General features: G+C 35.0%; 18 protein-coding genes. 7 read left to right on the forward strand and 11 right to left on the reverse strand.

Translation table 11 applies throughout. The features are described 5' to 3' along the window. Nucleotides 1-12: 12 nt before the first annotated feature. The 9 genes from resB to MKO96_RS07250 all read right to left on the reverse strand — a co-directional run bounded on the left by resB (nt 13) and on the right by MKO96_RS07250 (nt 7672). Nucleotides 13-1638, reverse strand: a complete 1626-nt coding sequence (gene resB, locus MKO96_RS07210) for a cytochrome c biogenesis protein ResB (RefSeq protein ID WP_240587108.1) — start codon at nt 1636-1638, stop codon at nt 13-15. A 121-nt stretch (nt 1639-1759) separates the two neighbouring features. After that, on the reverse strand, nt 1760-2281 hold the full coding sequence (resA, locus tag MKO96_RS07215) for a thiol-disulfide oxidoreductase ResA (protein WP_000742204.1): 522 nt from the start codon (nt 2279-2281) through the stop codon (nt 1760-1762). 94 nt (nt 2282-2375) lie between these two features. Next, nucleotides 2376-3104, reverse strand: coding sequence for a 23S rRNA pseudouridine(2605) synthase RluB (gene rluB / locus MKO96_RS07220; RefSeq protein WP_000440552.1), 729 nt, complete (start codon nt 3102-3104; stop codon nt 2376-2378). 292 nt (nt 3105-3396) lie between these two features. Further along, nucleotides 3397-3927 carry a spore maturation protein SpmB gene (gene spmB, locus MKO96_RS07225; RefSeq protein WP_000029511.1) on the reverse strand — a complete coding sequence of 177 codons (531 nt, stop codon included), beginning with the start codon at nt 3925-3927 and terminating at the stop codon, nt 3397-3399. Next, a complete protein-coding gene (gene spmA, locus MKO96_RS07230) occupies nt 3924-4520 on the reverse strand; it encodes a nucleoside recognition domain-containing protein (protein ID WP_240587109.1) in 597 nt (198 codons plus the stop codon). The genes spmB and spmA overlap by 4 nt, the downstream gene beginning before the upstream one ends. Further along, complete coding sequence (dacB, locus tag MKO96_RS07235; RefSeq protein ID WP_240587110.1) at nt 4513-5637, reverse strand: D-alanyl-D-alanine carboxypeptidase DacB; 1125 nt, start codon at nt 5635-5637, stop codon at nt 4513-4515. Before dacB ends, spmA begins: the two co-directional genes overlap by 8 nt. A 111-nt stretch (nt 5638-5748) precedes the next feature. After that, the gene (locus MKO96_RS07240) at nt 5749-6663 is read right to left on the reverse strand and encodes a superoxide dismutase (RefSeq protein WP_098115431.1); all 915 of its coding nucleotides are present in this window, start codon (nt 6661-6663) and stop codon (nt 5749-5751) included. A gap of 105 nt (nt 6664-6768) precedes the next feature. Beyond that, nucleotides 6769-7260, reverse strand: coding sequence for a YpuI family protein (locus MKO96_RS07245; protein WP_016088674.1), 492 nt, complete (start codon nt 7258-7260; stop codon nt 6769-6771). A 22-nt stretch (nt 7261-7282) separates the two neighbouring features. After that, the gene (locus tag MKO96_RS07250) at nt 7283-7672 is read right to left on the reverse strand and encodes a hypothetical protein (protein WP_000583792.1); all 390 of its coding nucleotides are present in this window, start codon (nt 7670-7672) and stop codon (nt 7283-7285) included. Nucleotides 7673-7858: 186 nt separating this feature from the next. Here MKO96_RS07250 and mprF point away from each other — a divergent pair, with 186 nt between their 5' ends. Next, nucleotides 7859-10444, forward strand: coding sequence for a bifunctional lysylphosphatidylglycerol flippase/synthetase MprF (gene mprF / locus MKO96_RS07255; protein WP_240587111.1), 2586 nt, complete (start codon nt 7859-7861; stop codon nt 10442-10444). A gap of 4 nt (nt 10445-10448) precedes the next feature. Here mprF and MKO96_RS07260 read toward each other — a convergent pair whose 3' ends face one another. Continuing rightward, nucleotides 10449-11237, reverse strand: coding sequence for a hypothetical protein (locus tag MKO96_RS07260; RefSeq protein WP_240587112.1), 789 nt, complete (start codon nt 11235-11237; stop codon nt 10449-10451). A gap of 175 nt (nt 11238-11412) precedes the next feature. Here MKO96_RS07260 and deoD point away from each other — a divergent pair, with 175 nt between their 5' ends. The 4 genes from deoD to MKO96_RS07280 all read left to right on the forward strand — a co-directional run bounded on the left by deoD (nt 11413) and on the right by MKO96_RS07280 (nt 15040). Further along, nucleotides 11413-12120, forward strand: coding sequence for a purine-nucleoside phosphorylase (gene deoD, locus MKO96_RS07265; protein WP_000110707.1), 708 nt, complete (start codon nt 11413-11415; stop codon nt 12118-12120). A gap of 156 nt (nt 12121-12276) precedes the next feature. Further along, complete coding sequence (locus tag MKO96_RS07270; protein ID WP_240587113.1) at nt 12277-14088, forward strand: sensor histidine kinase; 1812 nt, start codon at nt 12277-12279, stop codon at nt 14086-14088. A gap of 107 nt (nt 14089-14195) precedes the next feature. Continuing rightward, complete coding sequence (locus tag MKO96_RS07275; protein ID WP_000806231.1) at nt 14196-14726, forward strand: tyrosine-type recombinase/integrase; 531 nt, start codon at nt 14196-14198, stop codon at nt 14724-14726. A gap of 119 nt (nt 14727-14845) precedes the next feature. Continuing rightward, nucleotides 14846-15040 (forward strand): DUF3924 domain-containing protein, encoded by a 195-nt coding sequence (locus tag MKO96_RS07280; RefSeq protein ID WP_001094861.1) that lies wholly within the window; start codon nt 14846-14848, stop codon nt 15038-15040. Nucleotides 15041-15337: 297 nt separating this feature from the next. Here MKO96_RS07280 and MKO96_RS07285 read toward each other — a convergent pair whose 3' ends face one another. Continuing rightward, a complete protein-coding gene (locus MKO96_RS07285; protein WP_240587114.1) occupies nt 15338-16183 on the reverse strand; it encodes a DUF72 domain-containing protein in 846 nt (281 codons plus the stop codon). Nucleotides 16184-16342: 159 nt separating this feature from the next. On the opposite strand from MKO96_RS07285, the gene MKO96_RS07290 reads away from it, so the two are divergent. Next, the gene (locus tag MKO96_RS07290; RefSeq protein ID WP_240587115.1) at nt 16343-17614 is read left to right on the forward strand and encodes an ATP-binding protein; all 1272 of its coding nucleotides are present in this window, start codon (nt 16343-16345) and stop codon (nt 17612-17614) included. 242 nt (nt 17615-17856) lie between these two features. After that, nucleotides 17857-18713 (forward strand): collagen-like repeat preface domain-containing protein (locus tag MKO96_RS07295; protein ID WP_240587116.1); only part of this gene is annotated, 857 nt, incomplete at its 3' end.

Genomic DNA, 18713 nt, shown 5'->3' on the forward strand with positions numbered 1-18713 from the left:
CGTTTCCCCACCTTAACTAATTTTTTTATCCACTACTTTATCACTCGGCTGCGGAATTGCTGTACCTTCTAGTACTCTTTCAATATCTTTCTTTAAACCGAACCAATTTTTATTCGTATGTCCTGCAATCCACCATTCATCATTAACCCGTTGTATCCAAATACGGCGATGATTCCAATACATCCCTTGAATCACACCAACCATAAATATAAATCCTCCGATACCGAGAATCCAAAGCGTTAAATCTTTCCTTACAGTAAGTGCTGTTGCATTTTGCATTTCAACACCTGCAAAGGACATTTTATATTTGTTATTCCCATCTGGTTCTATATTTTGCTGAATACCAACAAAACTCACTTCACCATCTGGTGTTTCAGGCGTAAACATTTTAAACACAAATGCAGGGTTGTTTGGTAATTTCGTTTTCGTATTTGGTCTTCCATTATCGTCAAAATAAAAATCTGGAAAATAGCTTAATAGTTCTAAAGAATAACCATTTCCTAAATCGAATTTTTCTGTGGGATTCGTTAAATCTACTTTAATCGGTCCCCACTTTTGATTATTTTCTTTGTTTTGCAAATGGAATGACATGCTTTTAAATTCACTTTCTTTGTAATCCACTTGATAAACAGCAAATTGATCAAATTTCAGCGGTTCATTCACTCGAATTTCCGCTTCTTTTACTTTTTCTAATTTCGGTTTTTGTCCTGCTATATTTTCGCCGACCGCTTTATACAATACAGCATTCGTTTGGAAGTTTTTCGCAATCATTTTATCACCTACACGGTCAATTGCTTCATCAAAAACTTCCTTGTCCTTGCTTTTATCATACACTTCCTTTATAAATTTCTCGTTTTTTAAGTAGTATTGCCCATCCGTTCCTGGTATTTCTTTCGTTTCACCATCACGTAACCAAAGCGCTTCGTCTACGTACATACTCGGTAAAAAACGGAGCATTGCACCGAATAAAAAGATAATGAGACCGATATGATTCACATATGGACCCCAGCGTGAAAACCGTCCCTTTTCAGCTAAAATGTTACCGTCTTCCACTTTCACGTTATAGTTCGTTTTCTTTAAATTCATTTGGATTTTTTCCAAATCACCATCTTGCGGTGTACCAGTGCCGTATAATCTTTGTCTCTTTAAAAAGCTAGGATGTCTTTTCACCCCTTGCTTCTTTAAAGCTTTATAAAGCGGAATGACACGATCTAAACTGCATATTACAAGTGAAATACCAATTGAAGCAATTAAAATCATATACCACCACGAACCGTATAAATTATTAAATCCTAATTGATAGTATAATTGCCCTAAAAATCCATATTCTTGCTTATAATATTCAGCTGGTGCAATCCCCGGAGTTATGTACATTTCTTGCGGAAAAATAGTTCCAATCGCCGATGCAGCCAAAGTAATTACAATGAGCCATACACCCACTTTTACAGAAGAGAAAAAGCTCCAAATTTTATCGACTATCGTTTTTGTTTGCGTGAGAGATCTCCGAGCACTCCCCTCATAGCGCATATCCAATAGTTTTATATTTTCATTGCTTTCAAATGGTTTCCCACATGCTTCACAAAAAACAGTTCCTATTGGATTAACATGTCCACATTCACACTTAATTTCTTTCAACACTCTCACCGCCCCTGTATCTATATGTACTATTGTATATTCCAACCTCGAGTTACCGCAATACTCAGAATTTTTAAATCGGAGGCGCTATATGAATGCACCTCGTATGTAAAGGCTTTCTTTATTACGGAGTAATTTTCTTTAAATATCCTTCTAACTGTTCTTTCGTTTGTTCACCTATAATTTGCTCCACTACTATTCCATCTTTATCAATCAAAAAGCTTGTCGGTAATGGTCCTACCCCATATGTGCCTATGATTTTTGTTCCTTTATCAATAGCAACTGGGAATTTCAAATCATATTGTTTCACAAAGTTCTTAACAGCAATATCTGTTTCGTCTGCATCTAACGCAATAATTTCAACGCCTTTTTCTTTATACTTTGGATATAATTCATTCATATACGGCATTTCTTTTTCACACGGTTTACACCAAGTGCCCCAAAAGTTTAAAAATACACCTTTTCCCTTTAAATCTTTTAGTTCAATTTTCTTTCCTTCTAAATCTGTCACAACAAAGTTAGGTGCTTCTTTTCCGATTTGCATTTTCTCCTTATCAGCAAAGAACCCTTGATAAAGTGTAAATCCTACAGCACCGCTTAAAATGAGCAGAATAATAACGCGAAATAATAAGCGATTTTTCTTCATATTGTCTCCCCTCTCTTCGACGAGTGATAAATATATGTATTTTTTAATAAATCACCAGCGGAGCATTCCACTGGTGAAAGTTTCACACTATCGATTAGCGTGGCTTTGTAGAAGCCAATGCACGTAATTGTTTCACCTCATGTGGTGACAATTCTCTAGCATCACCAGGGCGCAAGCTACCCACTTCTAAAAAGGCGTAGCGTTCACGCTTTAGTTTCACTACTTTACAATCTAACGCTTCAAACATGCGGCGTACTTGACGATTACGTCCTTCATGAATCGTTAATTGTACAATCGCAGTCTCTTTACGCTTGTCCCAAGAAATAATTTTCACTTGTGCTGGTGCTGTCTTCCCATCTTCTAATGCAACACCTCGTTCTAACATGCGAATTTTCTCACCTGTTAATGGCCCTTTAATTTTTGCAACATACGTTTTTTCAACTTTATATCTCGGATGCATTAATACATTTGCAAATTCCCCATCATTTGTCATCAATAATACGCCAGACGTATCATAATCTAAGCGTCCGATTGGGAATAAACGTTGTCTAATTTCAGGGAAAAAGTCTGTTACAACGCTTCTTCCTTTATCATCTGATACACTTGAAATTACGCCAGTTGGTTTATATAGTAAAAAATAAACAGGTTCTTCTTTTTCAAGAGGGATGTTATTTACTTCTACTTTATCTTGAGGAGTTACTTTCGTTCCTAACTCCTTCACTATTTTTCCATTCACTTTTACTTTTCCTTGCTGAATTAATTCCTCAGCCTTTCTTCTCGATGCAATACCTGCTTGCGCAATCACTTTTTGTAATCGTTCCATTTCTTTTTTTCACCTCGAATTTATCTTACCTTACATTAGAAAGACTTGGCAACCGCATACGCTTGACGGCTATTCGCTTCATCTTACTTAAACAACATAGCGATGATAATAAACATATAAAGGGCAAATCATGTTTTTACCTTTTATTATTGTCCATATTCTTCATATTGCTCACAATAAAAGTTCATCATTTTGTCAAAAATACCGCATAAAAAAACCACTATTAAGCAACACCTTAATAGTGGTCGTATACGTATTATAAGCGAAATAGCATAAAAAATGAATAGCCGCCTTACTTAAACATTAAAGAAACAAACACAATTGAACAAATAATCCCGATTAAATCGGCAAAAAGTCCTACTTTTAATGCATCTCCCATTTTTCTAATTCCAACAGCTCCGAAGTATACTGTTAAAATATAAAAAGTCGTATCTGTACTCCCTTGCATCGTAGAAGCCAATCTTCCAATAAACGAGTCTGGCCCATATGTGGCAATTAAATCGGTCGTAATACTTAAACCAGCAGAGCCTGAAATAGGGCGTATAAGTGCTAGTGGAACAATTTCTGCTGGGACATGAATTAAATCTAACATCGGCTTCATTACTGATATCATTGCATCTAATGCACCTGAAGCTCGAAATATAGAAATAGATACGAGCATTCCAACCATAAACGGTAAAATGGAGATTGCAATTTGAATTCCTTCTTTTCCTCCCTCAACGAACGATTCATAGGTTGGCACTTTCTTTATCGTGCCATATAAAAGGATAAAACCAATTACACAAGGGATTACCCATAATGAAATTGTATTTACAATGCTCATTTTTTCCGCCCCTTCCTACTCCTTCTTCGGTAAAAATAGCGATCAATCCAAATCGCTCCGATCATAGAGAGTACTTGTGCAATGAATGTTACCCCAACAATTTCAGTAGGATTCGCTGATTCATACGTCATTCGAATCGAAATGACAGTAGTAGGAATTAAAGTAATCGCTGATGTATTTAACGCGAGAAACGTTACCATAGAACGGCTCGCCGAATCCTTCCCTCCATTTAACTCTTTCAATTGTTCCATTGCTTTAATACCAAGAGGGGTCGCTGCATTCCCTAATCCAAAAAAGTTCGCCATCATATTCGATAAAATAAATCCCATTGACGGATGATCTTTCGGTATTTCTGGAAACAACCTTTTTACTATCGGCATAAAAAGTGACACTAACTTTTTTAACAACCCTGCTTCCTCTGCAATTTTCATTAAACCGAGCCAAAATACTAATACACTAATAAGTCCTATACAAATTGTTACTGCATCTTTTGCCCCGTCAAATACGGCTTTATTTATCGCTTCCATCGTTCCATTTATCATGGCATATATAATCCCTATGACTGCCATCGCTACCCATACAAGATTAACCATCGCTCCCAACACCTATCATATGAGAAAAAATTTCTTTCACATTATTCCAATACAGTCCCGTTGTCGCTACTAACTTTCGTTTACTATAAAATAAATTCCGTTCTCCAACTTTCTCGTTGCCAACATAAATTTCTGTCTTTCCAACTTTTACGCCATCATTAAGCTTTGCACTTTTATCGAGTTCAACTTTTAATACGACATTCTTTCTTTCCTGCTCAGTTAATGGCACCGCAAAACTATTTTTCGTATATACATGATTGGCATATTTCTTTTCAGTTATTTCAGCAAGAGCTCCTCGTCCTACAACGTTCGTTTGCTTGAAACGTTCAAAACCTTTATCAAATAAATTCATATGATCATCCCAATCGCTAGAAGCGCTCAAAGTTACGACAATTAGATCTAGTCCATCTTTTGATGCTGTTGTAACAAGTGTCCGCCCTGCTTTCTTCGTAAAACCTGTTTTTCCTCCTGTCGCAAATTCATAATAAGACGTCACGAGTTTATGTTTGTTTTTCCACGGATAATCCCACGAATCTGATTTATACGTTTTTGTCCCAAAAATCTTCTTAAAGGTTTCGTTCCCCATTGCATACTTTGTTAAAAGTGCCATATCATAGGCTGATGAATAATGAGATCCATCTCCATCCAAACCATGTGGGTTTGAAAAGTGAGTATCTTTCATTCCAATTTGTTTCGCCTTTTCATTCATTAAATATACGAATCCTTCTATACTTCCTCCTACATTTTCAGCAATTACTTGTGCTGCATCATTACCAGATCTAAGCATGAGTCCGTATACTAAATCCTCTAACTTCACTTTCTGTCCAGGCTTTAAATAAATTGCTGATCCTTCTACTCTCACCGCTTCATTACTAACCGATACCAGTTCTTTCATTTTTCCTGATTCAGCAGCTAACAAGGCTGTCATAATTTTTGTTATACTAGCAATTTTTTGTGGCTCATGTTCTGCTTTTCCATATAATACACGACCGGACTGTTGCTCCATTAATACAGCATTTCGAGCACTGACATTACTGTTCATCTTTGCATATGTAGGAATTGGCATAACGCTTGCATACATAATAAGAAGCGTGATTATTACACAAATTCGTCTCATATTTCCCCCCACGTCCTTTTGGCACTTTTTGTACAAGTGTATGCTTGGCCTTTTAAAATATGAACGAAATCTCCTTCTCCTTCTAATAAAAAAGACGCAGAGAACCTGCGTCTAATACGGTGTCCATTCAATTTGTTTCGCACTTTCAAATCTTTTTTCTACATCAGGCCAATTTACAACATTCCACCAGTTTTTAATATATTCATCTTTTCGATTCTGGTATTGTAAATAATACGCATGTTCCCACACGTCTAGTACGAGGAGCGGTATCGTATCCCATTGTGTAAATAATTGATGAAGTGTACTCTGCAAAATTTCTAATCTTCCAGATCGTGGTACCCAAACGAGAAGCGCCCAGCCTGATCCTTCCACTTTAGAAGCTGCTTCTGTGAAATGTTTTTGAAAACGTAAAAAACTCCCAAAATCTTGTTCAATCTGTTGTGAAAGAGCCCCTCTCGGACTTCCACCACCATCTTTTTTCATGTTATTCCAAAATATCGTGTGTAAGTAATGACCTGATCCATGAAAAGCCGCTTCTCTTTCCCAATGCTTAATTAAATCAAATTGATTCGTTTTTCTCGCTTCTTCCATCATCTTCTCTGCCTTATTTAATCCTTCCACGTAACTGCGATGATGTTTATCATGGTGTAACATCATAATTTCTCTAGAAATATACGGTTCTAACGCATTATACGGATAAGGTAATGGTGGAAGTGTATGCCCTCCAATTGGAACAGCTCGTTCACTATCTCCTCTTTCATATAGTTCATATTCCTCTTCTCCCTGCACGAATACTTCCTGCAAATGATGCTGAATATGTTCTACATCATCACTTATTTCATACATAAACTCTGCATCTGTATCATACTCATGCTCTTTCATACGATCTAATAACGTTTGAATTTTATAAGCAAGCATATGGACATCATACACTTCCATTGCACGGCTATCTAATACGTGAAGAACACTTTCACACCAGTTTTCTACTTCATGAAAGTAATCTGTAAATACACCTTGCTGACTCATGTTACACCTCCTTAATGCTATCCCCATAAATATATTCAAAAGAAATCCCTTATATAACTTTACAAAAGGAAAAGAAGCTAAGTCCCCTTAGCTTCTTTTTCGCAATTAATATTTGTGTAACATCTTTGTTTGGTAATCCGTCTCATAATATTCTAGTTCTTCACGCATCAATTGAAATTTTCCTTCTAAACTCTTCATCACTTGCTCTATAGATGCTGGTGGCGTTTGTTGAAAAACGATGGAGTTTTTCCCTGTATAGGCAGACCGACTATTTTCATACCAATGATCACTCTTTGGTGAGAAAAACTCTGCAATTACTTGATGATAAATTTTATATAAAATTTTCTCAGCTGCTGTTTTTCGAAATGGCTGGCTATTTAACAAAACAAAACATGCATCATGTCCTTCTTCACAAAAAACGAGAAGACGTCTTATTGATGCTAATAACCCTTTATAATATTGCTCGTTCCCTGCTGGTGTTTCTTCTAATAAAGAAGGCAACGTATGATAATTTACATAATTGGTTATCAAAGTAATAACATCTTCTAAAAACATAGAAACTTGTTCTGTTTGATTTTCAACCATTAGATTAGACATTTTTTCCCTCTCCTTTGCCATTTCACGCTATTTCTACTCTTTTATTTTTATGTAATTCAGCCAATATTTCTTGTACTTTCACCACTGTTCCCTCATCAAAATATTGTTGGAATGCTTCTATATTATTTAAATATAAACGTTTTTGCATGCGATGCTCATTCTCTTTCAGTAAACAACATATCGCTACAATATCCCGTAAATATATGTCTTGTTCTTCTACTTTACATACTGGATTTCCTTCAAAAGGAGTAATTTCTTGTAAAACTTCTTCAAAATATCGAACGTATAAAACGGAAAAAGTTCTCTCTTTATTATTTAATATATATGTCACTTCAGATCTATTAAAGAAATCTTCTGATGTATTAGGTTTTGCTTTCTCTAACTCATATCCCGCATAACCTATTATAATCATCTACTTCCCCTCACTTCCTTCTTTCAATTCATTTTAACTTAATTTTCCGACAAACGAAATACTCTTTTAAATATAACCCATATAAAAAATAGCTTCCCTATACAGGAATTTACCTTTTTATTTTTCTTGAAGTTTGTCATAATAATATTATTGTCTCAGTTTTCTTATACAAGGAGAGTTGTATTTATGTCGTTTTCATGGAAACGTTTCTTACAAATCGGGAAAATTATCTTCCCATTTGTTGTATTAACAATTGTATTCTTTCAAGCAAAAAAAGAATTAGCAGGCATTTCTTTTTTAGAAGCAATCAATACAATTAAAAACATTCCAACCGGAGGAGTCTTTTTAGCAATTACACTTGGTGCATTTGCCGTATCAACAATGTTCTTTTATGACTATGTTATGCTTCGTTATTTAAAAGCTGATATACCAGTCCAAAAGATTTTTCGTATCTCATGGATTGCTAATACTTTAAATGGATTTATTGGGTTTGGTGGTCTCGTTGGAGCTGGTGTACGCACAATGCTTTATCGTCCATACATAAAAGAAAATGGCAAACTTATTAAAAGTATCGCCTGGATGACAACTGCTTTTATTAACGGACTCGCAATTCTTTCTTTCCTCGGTCTTATTGGAATATTAGACACAAGTTTTATTTTGCATGAAAAACCGTGGCTATGGCCTGTTCTTATTTTCTTTGCCCTTTTCGTCCCTATATACATTGGCTTTTCTAAACTAAAAAATAGAAAACCAAAGCAAATCGAAGGGCAAGAAGAAGGGGAAGAAGAGAAAAATCCAACTGTTTTATACTCATTAGTTTCATTAGTTGAGTGGGTATCTGCCGGTATTGTTATGTACGTCATACTAATATTATTTGGTATCGATATCGAATTTCAAAAGTTTTTAGGTGTGTATGTAATTGCTGCTTTAGCTGGTGTTGTTAGTCTTGTTCCTGGTGGACTTGGTTCATTTGATCTTGTCTTTTTAACTGGGCTCGGACAGTATGGCATTGATACAGGCGTATTACTACCTGCCATGTTATTATATCGCCTCGTCTATTATATTTTACCTTTCTGCCTTGGTCTTATTTTTGCAGCTTTTGAAATGACAGGCGTGGCCATTAAAAAGTTTGAAGATAAACCTTTTATTGCACCTGCATTAGAAACAACTGGTGTTATATGGACTTTGCAGCGTGATTTTCTAGGAAAACTAGGTTCATGGGCCTCTGCTGCTTTAACAGTATTTGCTGGATTAATGGTTATTTTATCGACCATTCTACCGACAAGTATAAACAGAGCACACGCCTTACATATTCTAGCTCCAAAACATCTTATTCAATTTTCTTTTAGCTTATCACTAACATTTGGTATTCTCCTCCTGATCCTTTCACGAGGCATATATTATGGAACAAAGCGTTCTTACTATATGACGATTATTTCTTTAATCGGAGCAGCCATCTTTAATACGCTAAAAGGAATTGATATTGAAGAAACGTTTATTTTATTAATCGTACTCGCTGTATTATATATGCTTCGTAAAAGGTTTGTACGCGAGAAAATGGAAGTCTCACTTTCTGATATGGTAAAAGTTTTTATATTCCTACTTATAACTTTATATTTATATAAAAACTTAGGTATTTTATTTGCAGGTGCAAAAGAAGCTTTTAAACCTGATTTTGTCGTTCGTAATATTACACAAGTGAAACGAAGTGCATTAGCAGCAGCCTTTTTCGTTCCTACATTTTTACTGATTGGCTCACTCATTGCCAATCGTTATCGAAATGAATTTCCCGGGCAACCAGCTAATGATAAAAGGTTGCAAAACTTTTTAGATGAACATGATGGTAATGTACTTAGTCATTTAGGATTTTTAGGAGATAAACAATTTTTCTTCAGTAGTGATGGGAAAGCGCTCCTTCTCTTCTCTATAACTGGAAAACGTCTCGTTGTGCTAGGTGATCCAATTGGGGATCCTTCCTCCTACCGTACTGTTTTACAAGAGTTTTTAGCTGAGGCTGATCGATTTGGATACATTTGTGTATTCTACCAAATAGAAAGTAAATGGATGAGTTTATATCATGATTTTGGTTACAACTTCTTTAAACTTGGTGAAGAAGCTGTCGTTGATTTGAACACATTTACAATAACAGGAAAAAAACGCGCCGGTATGCGAGCGACTTTCAACCGTTTCGAACGAGAAGGCTATACATTCTCTATTCATCAGCCACCATTCTCAAACGAATTATTTGAAGAGTTAAGAAAAGTTTCAGATGCGTGGCTCGGCGGAAAAAAAGAGAAAGGTTTTTCACTCGGATACTTTGATCGTGAATATATTAGCCGTGCTCCTATCGCTACATTATCTGATGCAGATGGAAAAATCATTGCATTCACGACCTTTATGCCCGTATATCAAGACGGATCATTGTCTGTTGATTTAATGCGCTATTATCCAGATGCGCCTAGCGGCATTATGGATGCAATTTTCATCCACCTATTCCAGTGGGCCAAAGAAAATGAATACCATTCCTTTAATATTGGTATGGCACCACTTTCAAATGTAGGTTTATCGACACAATCTTTCTGGTCTGAACGAGTTGCTGCTGCCATCTTTAATAATGTTCGTTATACGTATAGTTTCAGCGGGCTACGTCATTTTAAAGAAAAATATAAACCAGCATGGAGCGGTAAATATTTAGCATTTAGAAAGAATCATTCTTTACCAATTACAATGCTTTCTGTAACAAAATTAATAGGAAAACGAAAAAACAGCTAAGCATTTAGCTGTTTTTTCGTTTTTGAACTTGTACAATAAATTCTTTTTCATATTTCTTACCATTTATATAGAAATCTCCCCATATTTTATACGTTCCTTCTACAGGAAATGTAATACGATATTGTAATTGCTCATCTGTATCAACAGGTATTGCATATAAAAAGTTTTCTCTCGTTTCGTCCACGATATAGAGCGCCTCTACTTCTCCTCTCTCTGAATGTAATTTCAATTTGTCACCCTTTTTCGCTTGGAATTGAAATGTTAACGTCGCTGGTTCATTAGGATGCAATGCACCAAATAAAAGAGAAACTTCATACTCCCCTATTTTTTTTGTAAGTACACTATCGATTGAAAATTTTACTTTTTTCTTATTTTTCTCCTCTATTTCTCTCCCAAAATCTTTCTTCGCAAATGATTTCACAGATTTGTTTTTGTCTTCATATAAAAATATTGTATATCCTTCATCTTTCGCTATTTTGGAAGATACCTTATAGGATCCATTTCCTGCAAATGTAGGTTTCATTTGTTGTACATGCTTTAATTGTCCGTCTACAATAACTGCCCGAATTTGATCATTCACACCACGAACTTCGTTATTTTTATTATTTAGTAATTGAAACGAAATATCTACTTTCTCATTTCCTTTTCCATTTGACACATCCCATTTTACTTCCTGAACATCACCTACAGTCTCTGTAGTTTCCTGATACTTTTTTATGTAAAATCCTCCTACCACAATAAATAGCAAAGCAACAATTCCAATGACAAGATTTTTCAAAACATCACCTACCATTTTTATTGTCTCTGTTCATACAAAACTTCTTACATATATATTCTAGATTATGATTTATGAAATCCTCCTGCTTTGCACATATTACAAATAATTAAAAGATTTTAATTGAAAGGATTGATAGTGTATAATGCAAATGATATTGATTTCTATCAATACATTATAAGGAGGACTTTTCATGAGTGTACATATTGAAGCAAAACAAGGCGAAATTGCTGAATCTATTCTATTACCTGGTGATCCATTACGTGCAAAATATATCGCTGAAACATTTCTAGAGGACGTTACTTGCTATAATAACGTGCGTGGTATGTTAGGTTTCACTGGAACTTATAAAGGAAAACGCGTATCTGTTCAAGGTACAGGTATGGGTGTTCCTTCTATTTCTATTTATGTAAACGAATTAATCCAAAGCTACGGAGTTAAAAATTTAATTCGCGTTGGAACTTGCGGTGCGATTCAAAAAGACGTAAAAGTACGTGACGTTATTATTGCAATGACAGCTTGTACGGATTCTAATATGAACCGTTTAACATTCCCAGGTTTTGATTTTGCACCAGCTGCAAACTTTGACCTTTTAAAGAAAGCTTACGATGCTGGAACTGAAAAAGGCTTACACGTTCGTGTTGGTAACGTTTTAACAGCAGATGTATTTTACCGCGAAAGCATGGACATGGTTAAAAAACTTGGAGATTACGGTGTACTAGCAGTAGAAATGGAAACAACTGCTCTTTACACATTAGCAGCGAAATACGGTGTAAATGCGTTATCTGTATTAACAGTAAGCGATCACATTTTCACTGGTGAAGAAACAACATCTGAAGAGCGTCAAACTACATTTAACGAAATGATTGAAATTGCTTTAGATGCAGCAATTCAACAATAATACATTAAAGAACTCGTCATACGTCTGTCGAGTTCTTTTTATGTGACCTTTTATAAAAAACTACTTTCGGAAGAGACAGATTTTCTCCTCTACTTTTTTGTAACGTTTGTTATAATAAAGAAATCATTTACAGTATTTCTCACAAGAGGTGACACAGTGAAAAACAGAAGTATCGTCTTTAAACTATTTTTATTAACATCAACATTATTTACAATCATATTCCTCCTTTTTTTCCTAGGACAATCTCTATTTTTAGAGAAATTTTATATTAATAAAAAGGTAAAAACCGTTCAAACTGCTTTTGAAAAATTCGTAGCTAATTATGAAAAAAGCGAAAAAGACCCTGAGGAAGTTAGAAAACTAAAACAAGAATTTCATGATAAAACAAATGCTGATATGCAATTTTTAAATTCTGAGGGCATTATTAAAAGTGACAACAATTACTACATTGATGTAATTAATCCTAAAAATAATGAAACATATTCCATTCCACTCAATAATCTTTTAACGCCTGAAGAATATAAGAAATTCGAAAACTTAGGATTGAAAAAAGATGGTATGATAAACGTCGTCGGTTTGGTACAAGGCAAATCAATAACACCACTAGAATTGACAACAAATTATAATCGATGGCAAAACGAACGTTTCAATTCAGATTTTCAATCCATTAATGGCAACTCTTCTAAAAATAGACTTACAAACCGCTCAAAAATTGTGACTCAAATTGAGTTTACTGGTATCGTATCTAAATTACAGCTTCCATCAAAAGCCGAGGTTCGGCTTGCAAATGATTTTGAAACATTACAAGCCGTTCAATATTTTGCAGACATTATTAGAAATGGCACTGCTAACTCGCACCAATTAAACACTTATATAATAGATGGTGGAGAGAATATAAAAAATAGTATCTTTGTAAAACCTATTGTGGAAAATGGAAAAATTACGGAATACGCTTTTGCGATAGCGTCTTTGCAACCTGTTAATGAAGCGATGCTCGTTTTAAAGGATTATTATGTCTATGCCTTAATCATCGTTTTTCTCGTAATTATTTTGTTATCTTTCTACTATTCAAAAATCATTGTAAAACCATTAATTAAAATGAATCGCGTTACAAAGAAAATGGCCAATTTTGATTTTAGCGAGAAATTACCTGTAACAGCAGACGATGAAATTGGCGGGCTTTCCGGTAGTATTAATACGTTATCTGTAAACTTAAAAGACCGAATCGATCGATTAAATGTTGCCAATACAAAATTACAACAAGACATTGAACGTGAACGTCAATTAGAGAAAACGCGAAAAGAATTCATTTCTGGTGTATCACACGAATTAAAAACACCACTTAGTGTAATTAGAAGTTTCGCAGAAGGAATTAAAGATGGCGTTAGTAAAGATACAACGTATTACACAGATGTTATTTTAGAAGAAACAGAAAACATGAACAGACTTATTATTGAAATGTTAGAATTAGCAAAACTAGAATCTGGTACGTACAAACTAGATATGACGACATTCTCAATCGGTGAATTAATTCAACAAGTCTATACAAAGTTATTATTTAGCATGGAGGAAAAGCATTTACAAGTAAACGTAGATGTAGACTCTTCTATATTCGTTAAAGCGAATCGTAGTCGTATTGAGCAAGTCGTTGTGAACTTACTTAGCAATGCAATTCGCTATACGCCCGATGGAGAAAAAATACAAGTCTCCGTTATAGCACTGGAAGATACCGTAAAAATCGAAATCGAAAACACAGGAAACCCTATCCCTGAAGAAAGTCTTGAAAAAATTTGGGATCGTTTCTACCGTTTAGATGCATCTCGTAGCCGTCATACTGGAGGTACCGGTCTCGGGTTATCTATTGTAAAAAACATTTTAGACCTCCACCATGCCGAGTACGGTGTATATAACACGACTAATAGTGTTGTATTCTACTTTAATTTACAAAAAGTAAAAGAAGTCAAATAATTTGTCTTAATTTCACTAGGAGTTCACATGAAATTCACACTCTCCCTTTATAGTAAGAAACAAGTTAATCCTTTCCTTTACACACATAAAAGAGGAGAGTGCGTGAAATGAAACAAGCAGGACAACCTATTCAAAATGAAAAACAATTAGAAACTATCAAAAATATACTTTTACAATCTTCGAAACGTGATGGCTTATTATTCGTATTAGCTGTAAATTCTGGCTTAAAAGTAAGTGAAATCTTACAATTAAAAGTTAGTGATGTAATCGATGAACATGAAAATGTTCGCCATTCCATTTTATTTTACAATGAAAAAGTCAAGAAACATAAATGGTTTGCTGTAAATGAAGACTTACAGCACGCGATCGAAGACTACATGAAAGAACGTAAAACTTGGAAACGTAATGAACCATTATTAAAGTCTCAAAAAGGAACAAAATCTATTACGAGACAACATGCATGGTACATTTTAAACAAAGCTGCAAAAGAAGTTGGATTAGAAGGGATTAGCTCACATACACTTCGAAAAACTTGGGGATATTGTGCATACAAATCAGGTGTTGATATCGCATTTTTACAACACTTCTTTGATCATAGTACTCCATCAAAAACTTTAAAGTATATCGGTATTGCTTAATAACTCTTATACATAAAAAAGGTTACCATTTATAAATGGTAACCTTTTTTATGTTTCACATTCTCTTTTCTTGTCTCTCCTATATTGTAGTGGTACTCTAATAGTAAGGGGGAGAAATTATGAACACATTAACAATTGAATTACCGAAAGAAACGGCTGAAAAACTTGATTTATTAAAACAAGCTTATGAAAAGAAAACAGGTGCTTCCATTTCTGAGAGTACTCTTGTTCAAACACTTATCTCAAAAGAATTTATCCAAGCGATAACTCCTTTTGATTTACAACAATTCGTCACTGGAAAAGAACAGCATTAATTGCTGTTCTTTTTTTTGATACTTTATCAGGAGTTTACTAGCATTCTGCCCCGAAAAACTTCTTTGCTTCAGCCAAACCTTTTATCAGGAATATTTCTACCCGTTACTGTCTCATAAAAAATTTTTTATTTATTTTTCGGAAAACTATTGACAATGATAATGATAACCATTATCATTTATTACGAAGCCAACAATTGATGAATCAACCAAACGCTCAGTAACATTGTTACCCCTCTTTTTCATATAGAAAGGCACTGTACATTCCCCCTGTTTGTACAGTGCCTTTCTTGTTTATTATCATTCAAACAAATTTAATTGCTCGGGCTTCGGCTCACCATATGTAATGTCCATCATTTTCATAAGCTGTTTCGCATTATCCGCTGCATCTCCGCCCGAATTATTGTTAAATAGTACATATATGTCCTTTGTCTTCTTTTTTAATTGCTCTAGTCTTTCTACCCATTCTTCTAATTCTTTATTGTTGTAGCGATATAAGCAACGAACCGCTCTCCAATTTTCTCCTTTATCAAGCCAGCCATGAACATTTCGACCATGAAAACGTATTAACACCATCTCTGCATTCGTTACTTCTAATACGAGCGGTACCGAACCTGTCCCCGCCTGTGGCTCGTCACAAATTGTATGAATCCATTTCTCCTGCTCTAGAAACTGTAACGTCTTATCTCTCATTTCTGGATAAAACCATGTTTGATTTCGAAATTCTATAGCACACGGCAAACCTTCCATTTTTTCTTTCGTATATCGAAGAAAATCTACATTTTTCTTTTTACAATCAAACCATGGTGGATATTGAAATAAAATCGTTTTTAATTTATCAGCTTCTATTAAAGGAAGAATAGATTGTTTATACACATCAAACATCTCATCAAACGTAGAAAAAGGAATTTCACCTTTCATATGTCCTGTCATCCCTTGATATGCTTTTACGATAAAAGCAAAATCTTTCGGTGTTTCCATTGCCCATTTTGTATAGTTTCGTGCAGGTTGCATCGCATAAAATGAACTATCCACTTCCACTATAGGAAAATACTCACTATATGTTCGTAATTTATTTCTATTTTCATAGGGGTCTATATATAAAGAATCATGATCTCCCCACCCTGTCACTCCAATGAAAAGCAAATATATCCCTCCTTTTTAACTTCACCTTCTATTCATTCTACTCACTTCCCGAACACTTCGGCTAATCAATTTCATTAAGTAGCCCCTTCTTTAAGAGTATCCGTATAAAAATATGATATACTAGATGGAAGAATTTTTAAATTGAGGGGTTATTTATTTATGCTTCCAAACGATGATATTGTATCTCATGAAAAACGAATAGAAGAACTAGAAAATAAAGTACGTTTTTATGAAGAGCTTGTGAATCAATTACCACATCATTTCACATACAAAAATCCACATATTGGTTTACAAATAAAGAAAACGAGAACGACTCATTCCATCCAAAACATACAAAAAGAAAATAAAGAGGCTGATTTTCAACTTACTTGTGATTCATTATTTTTATTTGAGCAACTTGAAACATACTTTGTTCATATTTTTGATGCTTTTTCACATCATGTAACCTTTGTTGATGCTAAAGGAAATATCACTTTATGTAACCAAGCTGCAGCAGATGCTTTTGGTGTAGTACGAAATGATATAATCGGAAAGCCAATTCAACAATTACTACAATTGCCAGAAGAAAAAATTAAAGCTCTTGAAACATTAAGAACGGGAACAGAAATATATAATGAAGAAGTGTTAGACAAAAACTATGGCATTTTAAATAACCGAATTATTCGTGATTATAACGGAGAGATTTTTAGAGTTATTAGTGTCTTTCATTATTTAAACACAGAACGTGATGCAGAGAAATTTTCGTTAGCAGGGCGAATTGCAGCTGGGATTGCACATGAAGTACGTAATCCTCTTACAACCGTACGGGGTTATTTACAATTTTTACAAGAAAATGTTTCTCCATCTAATAAAGAATTATTTAAAAACTTACTTATTCCTGAATTAGACCGCGCAAATAGCATTATTACAAAATTTTTAGCTATTTCAAAAACACGCGAATTTAAAAGAGAACCGTTTCCTATTAATACATTTTTACGTGAGTATATTCAACAGTTACTAGCTAGTGAAGTCTTTTTACATAACATTTCCATTGATTATAATTTTTCTACCGAATTAGATGATGTATTAGTCCATATTGATCGTCATGAACTTGTACAAGTTTTTTTAAATCTATTTCAGAACGCTGTCGATGCTCAAGGCGAAAAAAAACTTTCTATCCAAATCACTAGTTATCGCCTTGATAACTTTGTTCGTATTACTTTCACTGATAATGGAATTGGTATTCCTCCAGCCATTCAAGAATATATCTTTGATCCATTCTTCTCAACAAAAGATTCAGGCACAGGACTGGGCTTGTCAGTAACGAAGAAAATTATTCAAAATCATAACGGTACATTAAAAATGACTAGTAATCAAGATGGTACAACTTTTACCGTTTCAATTCCAATTTTACCTAAAACCACTCTGGAAAAATTGAATGAATACAAATGAGGTACTCCTCTACAAACTGTATGCCAATTGTTAAATACCTACAACAATTAGCATGCAGTTTTTTATGTTGAACTTTTCGTCTTTACATTATATAAACCTTCTCTTTATCTTACTTATTTTTGCTAAGAGGGCCAATTTCTTATTTTTTTAGAAATGGTAGTTCGTCCATCACGAATTTAGTATAAATTTCATTTTAATATATAGTAATGACTATTGATTCTATGAAAGAAAGGAATGAACAGATGAACAATAAGAAAAAAGGAAAAGTATTTTATGGTAATGATTGTTGCGAAGTAAGAGCTTGTAGTTATATTAACATCTCTAAGTCCGAACTTACAGAATTCGTTAGACTTCTTCAAGCTCTTGGCCAAGCTATTCAAGCGGTCTTTCAAAACCCTTCTCAAAATAATATCGATAACTTGATCGCTGCCCTAAATAACCTACAAAAATTCCTCAATTGCTTAGATTTATCTCCAGCACAAAAACAAATTGGAAATTCTATTATTGCTAATCTATTAACTATTCTAAGAACAAAACCTTTCTCATGCGGAGCATTGTACGTTGAGCTACAAAGCTTGCTTAATTATTTATTGTATATCGCTAAGTTATTCAAAGTAGATTGCTCCACTATCGACAAACTAGTTAAACTCATAACAGAGATCCAAACTATCCTAGTCCAATACGGATCAGGTTGCCTTGGAGGAGGAGCAACAGGTGCTACTGGACCTCAAGGACCGGCTGGTGCTCAAGGTGCTACCGGTGCTCAAGGACCAGCTGGCGCTCAAGGCGCTACTGGTGCTCAAGGACCTCAAGGTGCCCAGGGACCAGCGGGTGCTCAAGGCGCTACTGGACCTCAAGGTGCTCAAGGTATTCAAGGACCAGCCGGCGCTCAAGGTGCTACTGGTGCTCAAGGACCAGCCGGCGCTCAAGGTGCTACTGGTGCTCAAGGACCAGCCGGCGCTCAAGGTGCTACTGGCGCAACAGGACCAGCTGGCGCTCAAGGTGCTACTGGTGCGCAAGGACCGGCGGGCGCTCAAGGTGCTACTGGTGCTCAAGGTCCGGCGGGCGCTCAAGGTGCTACTGGTGCGCAAGGTCCAGC

The organism is Bacillus sp. ES1-5, from assembly GCF_022487605.1.
Taxonomy (GTDB): domain Bacteria; phylum Bacillota; class Bacilli; order Bacillales; family Bacillaceae_G; genus Bacillus_A; species Bacillus_A wiedmannii.